General features: G+C 72.2%; 6 protein-coding genes and 1 pseudogene. 1 reads left to right on the top strand and 6 read right to left on the bottom strand.

All coding sequences use genetic code 11. The features are described 5' to 3' along the window. The 5 genes and pseudogenes from QZ483_RS11530 to QZ483_RS11510 form a co-directional block, all read right to left on the bottom strand. Positions 1-349 (bottom strand): annotated as a pseudogene (locus QZ483_RS11530) (hypothetical protein); the annotation flags it as partial. Between the two features lie 170 nt (positions 350-519). Beyond that, positions 520-1,272 (bottom strand): DUF2510 domain-containing protein, encoded by a 753-nt coding sequence (locus tag QZ483_RS11525; protein ID WP_297084117.1) that lies wholly within the window; start codon positions 1,270-1,272, stop codon positions 520-522. A gap of 25 nt (positions 1,273-1,297) precedes the next feature. Continuing rightward, a complete protein-coding gene (locus tag QZ483_RS11520; RefSeq protein WP_297084116.1) occupies positions 1,298-1,651 on the bottom strand; it encodes a hypothetical protein in 354 nt (117 codons plus the stop codon). Further along, positions 1,648-2,778 carry a signal recognition particle-docking protein FtsY gene (gene ftsY / locus QZ483_RS11515; RefSeq protein WP_297084114.1) on the bottom strand — a complete coding sequence of 377 codons (1,131 nt, stop codon included), beginning with the start codon at positions 2,776-2,778 and terminating at the stop codon, positions 1,648-1,650. Before ftsY ends, QZ483_RS11520 begins: the two co-directional genes overlap by 4 nt. A 112-nt stretch (positions 2,779-2,890) precedes the next feature. Beyond that, positions 2,891-3,271: a hypothetical protein gene (locus QZ483_RS11510; RefSeq protein WP_297084112.1), complete on the bottom strand. Its 381-nt coding sequence runs from the start codon at positions 3,269-3,271 to the stop codon at positions 2,891-2,893. Positions 3,272-3,422: 151 nt separating this feature from the next. Between QZ483_RS11510 and QZ483_RS11505 the strand changes: the two genes are divergently transcribed. Continuing rightward, positions 3,423-4,667 carry a hypothetical protein gene (locus tag QZ483_RS11505; protein WP_297084110.1) on the top strand — a complete coding sequence of 415 codons (1,245 nt, stop codon included), beginning with the start codon at positions 3,423-3,425 and terminating at the stop codon, positions 4,665-4,667. A 35-nt stretch (positions 4,668-4,702) separates the two neighbouring features. Here the strand turns inward: QZ483_RS11505 and smc are convergent. Further along, positions 4,703-7,718, bottom strand: a 3,016-nt coding sequence (gene smc / locus QZ483_RS11500; protein ID WP_297084109.1) for a chromosome segregation protein SMC, incomplete at its 5' end; no start/stop codon positions are given.

The raw sequence follows: 7,718 nt of genomic DNA, 5'->3' as shown, positions 1-7,718 counted from the left end.
GGTCGGCGATCGAACCCGAGATCAGGGCCACCGTGATGATGGCGAAGGTCGCACCGAAGCCAGCCGAGATGATCGACATGGCGTCGCCGGACTCAGCCGTCGCGATCATGCCGAAGTCACCGAGCGGGTCGCCGATGATGTTGTTGATGGTCTCGCCGCCACCCGAGATCGAGTAGCCGAAGAGCACCCACGCGAGTGTTCCGACCGCAAGGGCGCCGAAGCTCATCATCATCATGTTGAGCACTGACTTGCCCCGCGACATGCCACCGTAGAACAACGCCAGACCAGGCGTCATCAGCAACACGAGCGACGCAGAGACCAGCAGCCAGGCAATGTTGCCGCTATCCATTCTGCTTCTCCTTGATTGGTTCCCTCACCCCCACGGGCGAGTCACCAGTCACCTTTCCGCAGATGTGTTGCGCCTGAACTGCCGTCGTGTTTCGCAACTGTTACAAGGAGTGCGTGCGAGTAAAAGGTGTGTTGCGAGATCCGACAATGTCCGGCTTGCGTGCGAGTGGCCTAGTCGATCCACTCGTCGAAGTCCACGACCCAGACGCCGTCCTCGCGGATCACGTCGTACCGCCAGCTCTCCGAGTACCGTCCCGTCGAGTCGGTGTAGGTCTCGCGCGTCTGGACGGTCGCGACATCCCCGCTGACGTCGACGGATGTCACGGTGAAGCTCGTGCCTGTCGGCGGCTCCGGGAACAGCTCCTCGATGTCCGCGCACGTCCAGGACGCGTAGTAGGCGTCGCTCGTGGAACTCTCGACGGCGGCGCAGTCGCCCGCGTAGAGCGCGTCGACGTAGTCCCGGACCGCTGCGGTGGGGCCTTCGGTGGCCCGTTCCACGAACACCAGCACCGCCCAGATCAGCAGCGCGCCGAGCACCACGAGCGCCGCCGCTCCTCCAACTATCCACGGCCACACCTTGCCCTGGCGCCGGGCGGGGCCAGGCGCCGCGGCGACCGCCGCGAAGGGATCAGCGCCGGTGGACGGGGTCGCGAAAGAATCGGCGGTGGACGGGGCCGCGAAGGGCTGGGCGGCATACGTAGAAACGGTGGGTCCGGTGGACGCGGTGGGCACCGCGGGCGCGGTGGACGCGGTGGGCACCGCGGGCGCGGCGGACGCAGTGGGCACCGTGGGCGCAGTCGACACCGTGGGCGCAGTGGGCGCCGCCGGCTCGCTGACGTGCTGCGTCCACGCGGCGCCGTCCCAGTAGCGGAGCCGACCGGAGCCGGAGCCGTCGTCGTACCAACCGGCGGGAATCTGCGTCATCGGTGCCTCCAGGCGGACCAGACTGTCACACCGCCGTGACGCCGTCGACGAGCCACGCCTCGCCGTCGTGCACGAGCAGATGAGAGACCTGCTCGACCACGTGGTCGGTGCCGTCGACCGAGGTCTCCGTGGTGGTGACGGTCGCTGTCGAGCCGTCGACCTCGAGCCCGGTGATGACCATCGAATGCCCCTCGGACCCCTCTTGGTAGTCGCGCGCGGCCTCGGAGAACTCCTCGCGGGTCTCAACGCCGAGCGACTCCCACAGATGCTCGGTGGTGATCCAGAGAAAGGCCTGGTAGTGACCCTGTCGCCAGGCCTCCTCGTACGCCTCGACCACCTCGGCCGGCGTCATCGCGTCCGGCAGCTCGTCGAGGTTCACGCGCCGTTCCCCAGCAGTCCGTCCACGAACTCCTCGGTGTCGAACGGCGCGAGGTCGTCGGCGCCCTCGCCCAGGCCGATGAGCTTCACCGGCACGCCCAGCTCTCGCTGGACCGCGACCACGATGCCGCCCTTGGCGGTGCCGTCCAGCTTGGTCAGGACGATCCCCGTCACGTTCGCGACCTCCGCGAACACGCGCGCCTGGGCAAGGCCGTTCTGGCCGGTCGTCGCGTCGAGCACCAGCAGGACCTCGACCGGAGGCGCGACCTTCGACACCACGCGGATGATCTTCCCGAGCTCATCCATGAGCCCGGCCTTGTTCTGCAGCCGGCCAGCGGTGTCGACCAGGAGCACGTCGGCTCCCTGCTCACGCGCGTGGTCGGCGGCCTCGAACGCGACCGATGCCGGGTCCGCGCCCTCGCGGTCCGACCTGATCACCGGCACGCGGACCCGCGCACCCCAGGTCTCGAGCTGATCCGCCGCGGCGGCGCGGAACGTGTCCGCCGCGCCCATCACCACGCTCCGGCCCTCAGCGACCAGCACGCGCGCGATCTTGCCGACCGTGGTGGTCTTGCCCACGCCGTTGACGCCGACCACGACGATGGGCTCGTGCTGGCCGGCGCCCGGCTCCGCGAGCCTCAGCGACCGGTCGAGCGTGGGGTCGATGGTCTCGATCAGCACGTCGCGCAGGATCGACCGCGGGTCCGCGTCGGGCGTGGAGCGCAGGCGCTCCCGCAGGCCGTCGAGAATCTCGTCCGTCGCGGCCGCACCCACGTCCGCGAGCAGCAGCGTCTCCTCGAGTTCATCCCAGTCGTCCTGGGACAGCGTGCCCTTCGAGAAGATCGCGAGCAGGCTCGCCCCCAGGCCGCCTGCCAGCCGGGCGCGCAGGCGGTGGAGGCGGGCATCGGGACGCTCGGGCGCCTCGGCCGATGCGCGGGCTGAGGCCCGCACGGACGCGGACTCGGGCGCGGACGCGGGCGCAGCGTCGGGCGCCGCGCCGGCCTCCGGGGCACCTCCGGCCCGGCGGCCCTTGGCGGCGATGACACCGCCGATGCCGCCCAGGACGGCGACTCCCGCAACGATCAGTACGACGAGGTCAGCAGACCCCGGAATCCAGCTCACGTCCATGGGATCAGTGTGTCAGGAAGCGCGCGGGCAGCGCACCCACGTGGGTTCCAGGGCCCGGCACCCGACTCGACCGGTCCGGGGCGCGACATCATGGCGGGCGTCGAGGGCCCCGTCAGCGCTGAGCGAGACCCAGTTCGCCGGTGCGCGGCTGCTCGACCGCCGCCTGCGCGGCCTCTTCGCCGGAGTGGCGCAGTGCGGCGGCGCGCTCGGCGACCACCTCGGCCGCGTGGGCGGCGGAGCTCCGGGCCCAGGCCGCCGCGCGATCGCCGGGGGCAGGGCGGTCGCGCGTGGAGTCGATGTCGCCCACGAGCTCCCAGTCGGACTCCTGGCGCGGCACCGGCGCGAACACCTCGTCGACATCGCGGCGCGGTCGCACCCCGAACGCCAGGCGCAGGATGTGCCGTCCTCGGCCCTCGGCGAACGCGCCGACGACCATGACGACGACGGCGAGCACCATGATGGCGGACAGAATGCCGAGCACAGGCGTGAACACGGGCGAAGCCTCCAGGGGTCAAGGGACGATCCGGACGAAATACTCACCCGAGGTCGGACTCAGATTCAACTCAGACAGCGGGCCGGACGCGTGCGCGGCACGGCCCGAGCGGCACCCGCCCACGCGGCGCGCGAGCGGTTACCCTCCCACCATGGACAACGCACGGCGGGGCCCTCAGGGTTGGGTCTGGATCGCGGCGGCAGCTGCAGCACTGATCGTGCTGGGCATCGTCGTGGTGCTGGTCTCGCAGCCTCCGGCGGATGACGCGCCGGCCGCGACCTCGCCGTCTCCGGAGAGCGACGCCTGCGGCGGCGTCGACGCCCAGTATATCGACCTCGATCTGCAGATCGTTCAGCCGGAGTCCCTCATGTGCTTCGTGCTCGACGAGCGCCTCCAGGTGACGGTCGGCGCGGCCGCCCTCGAGCCCGACGACGCCGTGGTGCTGACGGTGCGGACCGTCGACGGCGAGACCCTGGGCACCGCGGCGAGCGAGCCGGAGTGGGACCCCGAGGTCGCCGTCACGCTCGAGCCCGGCATCTACGTCGTGGAGGTGACCGGCCAGGGCGGCGGCACTCCCCCGTTCCTCGTCTACAGCGCCACCTTCGCGCCGGGCGAGGATCAGCCGGCCGACTCGGTGGACGTGCCGTCCGAGCAGCGCTGCCTCGAGGACTTCCCCGCGCTCGCCGCCGGCGGTCGTGTGGCGGTGAACGAAGCCGCCGGCGAGGGCACGGCCCACTACGCGTGCATCAGCCTCGATGAGGCGGCCTTCGCCAAGGTGGGGCTCGTGTCCCCCGACCCCTCGGACGGGGACGCCGCGGACCTCCAGATGGCGCTGTATCGGTACGACGGCGGTCCGGTCCTGGTGCGATCGGCCGACGACGCCATCGGGTACGACCCCGAGCTGTCCGTCGATCTCGAGGCGGGCACCTACCTGGTCGAGGCCACCGCGTGGTTCGACTCCCCGACCGGTCCATTCCAGTTCTACCTCGACATCGACGGCGAGCTCTTCCGTCACGGTGAGGTGACGTCGCTGCACGCTGATCTCACGGAAGACGTCTGCACGGGCGCGCCGATGCTGGCTCCCGGCGACGCCGTGACGGTCGAGGGCGAGCGCACCTACGTGTGCGCCACCGTGCCCGCGCAGCAGCGGCTCGTGATCGAGGCGGCCACGCTCGGCGAGCAGGACCTGGTGCTCGAGGTCATCGGCTTCGAGGACTCCGGCACGCCCTTCCGGCTCGCCTGGGCAGACGAGGATCCGACCACGGACGTGCTCGCGGACTTCGATCCCCGGATCGACCAGGTCGTCCCCGAGGGCGCGTGGGTCATCGCCGTGACCACGTACTTCACCGGGGTCGCGGCGGACTACGACATCCGCCTCGCCCCCGCAGAGCGGTAGCGCCGCGCGAGGGGTCGCGCAGGGCCGATGCGGGCTCAGGCCGCGTCGTCGTCCTTGAGTCGCTGCGAGATCACCGTGGTCACGCCGTCGCCGCGCATCGTGACGCCGTAGAGGGCGTCGGCGATCTCCATGGTGCGCTTCTGGTGGGTCACGACGATGAGCTGGCTGTCCTCCTGAAGCTCGGTGAAGATCTCCAGCAGGCGGCCCAGGTTCGCGTCATCGAGTGCCGCCTCGACCTCGTCCATGACGTAGAACGGGCTGGGCCGCGCCTTGAAGATCGCGACCAGCAGCGCGACCGCCGTGAGCGAGCGCTCGCCGCCGGACAGGAGCGACAGCCGCTTGACCTTCTTGCCCGCGGGACGCGCCTCGACCTCGATGCCCGTCTCGAGCATGTTCTTCGGGTCGGTGAGCACGAGCTTGCCCTCGCCGCCGGGGAACAGGCGCGGGAAGATGCGGTCGAACTGGGTCTTGGTGTCCTCGAAGGCCTCGACGAAGATGCGCTCGACGCGCTCATCGATCTCGCGCACGATCTCCAGCAGGTCCTCGCGCGACTTCTTGATGTCGCTCAGCTGCGTCTGGAGGAAGGTGTGGCGCTCCTCGAGCGCCGCGAACTCCTCGAGCGCGAGGGGGTTGACCTGGCCCAGCTGCTTCATCGAGCGCTCAGCGGTGCGCAGGCGCTTCTCCTGGCGCTCGCGCACGTACGGCTCGGTGGGCTGCACGGACTCACCGTCCGGCCCCTCCACCGGCTCGGCATCGGTGACCGGCACGGGCAGGTGCGGGCCGTACTCCTCGACCAGCTGAGCCGGGTCCATGCTGAGCTCGTCGACGGCCCGCTGTTCGAGCTGCTCGAGGCGCACCTTCTGCTGGGCGCGCGCGACCTCGTCGCGGTGCGACTCGTCGGTGAGGCGGCGGTGCTCGTCGGCATGGGCCTCCACCAGGCGGCGAACCTCGCTGAGCTCCGAGGTGCGCTCGGCACGGGAGGCCTCCGCCGCTGCCCGCGCGTCGTCCGCCTTCGCGACGGACACGTCGATCGCCTCGAGCGCATCGGCCGTGCCCGCGATGACCTCGCGCGCGGCCTGCGCCTGGCGCTCACGGCGCTGTGCGGCCTGCTCCGCGCGGACCCGAGCGTCGCGCTCGGCCGCGACGGCCCTCTCGAGGGACTCCGCGCGAGCGGACAGGGCACGCGCCCGCTCCTCGGCGGTGCGCAGCGCGAGCCGCGCCTCGGTCTCCTTGGCGCGCGCGACGCGCGCCTCGGCCTCGTCGTCGTCGCGCTGCGCCTGAGCATCCTTGGTGTCGGACTCGGTCTGCTCCGGCTCCGCCTGAGCGGCCGCGAGGCGCTCCGCGAGGCTCGCGAGCTCCGCCGACTGCTCGGCCATGCGCTGCTGCGCGGCCTCGATCTGCGCCTGGGTGCGCTCCGCATCGGCCCTCGCGGCCCGTGCGGACGCGCCCAGGTGCCCCAGCTGCTCGGCGACCGCCGACATGCGCGCGTCGGACTCGTTGAGCCGGTCGAGGGTCACCTCGAAGCGGGCGCGCGCCTCGGTGGCGCGATCCTCGGCCGCACGGATGTCGAAGGTCGTGGACTCGACCGCGTGCGCCGCAGCGTCGCGCTTGGCCCGGGCCTCGTCGTGAGCGGCCTGCATGTGCAGCACGCTGGGCGCGTCGCCGGCGCCACCCGAGGCGCTGTGGGCGCCCAGGACGTCGCCGCGTCGGGTGACCGCAATCACGTCGCGGTGAGCGGCGACGACCGCCCGCGCGGCGGCGAGATCGTCGACCACGGCGACGCCGGACAGGAGCCCGCGCACGGTCGCGACCAGCGCCGCGGGACCAGAGATGAGCTCGGTCGCCCACACGGCACCGTCCGGGAGCGCCGCCCCCGGGGCGGCCGGCTCCGCGCCCGCATCCGCCACCAGGAAGCGCGCCCGTCCGGCGTCCTCGTCGCGCAGCCATCGGATCGCGTCGACCGCGTCCTCGACGGAGTCGACCGCCAGCGCGTCTGCGAGCGGGCCGAGCGCCGCCGCCACGGCATCCTCCGCATCGGCCCCCACCTCGATGAGCGCGGCGACCGTGCCGCGCACGGACCGCGAGCCGGAGGCGAGCAGCGCACCCGCGCCGTCCTTGCGCGCGAGCGACAGCTCGAGCGCCTCGACCTTCGCCGCCCACGTGTCGCGCTCGCGCATCGCCGCGTTGAGCGAGTCCTTGAGCTCGTCGAGAGCGGCCTTGGCTGCGTCCCACTCCTCGGTCGCCGCCTCGTGGGCGTCGTCCAGGTCCTCCTCGCCCTCCTCGACGGACGCGACCTGCGTCTCGAGGTGCTGGAACTCGGTGGTGGCCTCGTGCGCGCGCCTCTCGGCGTCGGCGAGGGCCTCGCGCAGGCGCCCGATCTCCGCCTCCGCAGCCTCGACGCGCGAGCGCCTGGCGGACACGTCACCCGCGAGCCGGGCCACGCCCTCGCGGCGGTCGGCCACCGAACGCAGCAGGTTCGCGAGGTGCTTCTCCGAGGCGAGGGCGACCTCTTCCGCCGTGGCCCGTGCCGCCTCGGCGGCCTCGAGATCGGTGCCGGCGGCCGTGACCTCGGCATCGAGCTCGGCCTTGGCGACGCGCGCGCGCTCGAGCTGCTCGTCCAGGTCGACCAGGTCGGTGGGCGGCGTCTCGGGGGCGGCCGAGCCGAGCATGCGCAGGCGCTCCTCGGCGAGGCCGGCGAGGTTGCGCAGGCGCTCGCGAATCGCGCTGAGGCGGTAGTAGGTGTCGTTCGCCTTGGTGAGGGCCGGGGTCGCCTCGGCCGATGCGCGCTCGAGCTCCGTGAGCTGCGCGCGCGTGTCGGCAAGGGCCTTCTCGATCTCGGCGCGGCGCTGGTTCAGCGCGGTCTCGTCGGCCTGCTCCTGCTCGAGCTGCGCCTGGAGCTGCGCGAGGTCGTCGGCGAGCAGCCTCGCGCGCGCGTCGCGCACGTCGACCTGGATGCGCTGCGCCTGACGCGCGACCTCGGCCTGCTTGCCCAGCGGCCCCAGCTGGCGCCGGATCTCCGCGGTCAGATCCTGGACGCGCGTGAGGTTGCCC

It is taken from the genome of uncultured Demequina sp. (assembly GCF_913055775.1).
GTDB lineage: Bacteria > Actinomycetota > Actinomycetes > Actinomycetales > Demequinaceae > Demequina.
The sequence above is the reverse complement of the archived record's forward strand: the minus strand, read 5'-3'. Positions and strand labels throughout refer to the sequence as shown.

Bases quoted from the DNA above. Each gene is read 5' to 3' on its own strand.
- QZ483_RS11505 (WP_297084110.1), top strand. From the start codon at position 3,423: ATGGACAACGCACGGCGGGGCCCTCAGGGTTGGGTCTGGATCGCGGCG.
- QZ483_RS11525 (WP_297084117.1), bottom strand. From the start codon at position 1,272: ATGACGCAGATTCCCGCCGGTTGGTACGACGACGGCTCCGGCTCCGGT.
- ftsY (WP_297084114.1), bottom strand. From the start codon at position 2,778: ATGGACGTGAGCTGGATTCCGGGGTCTGCTGACCTCGTCGTACTGATC.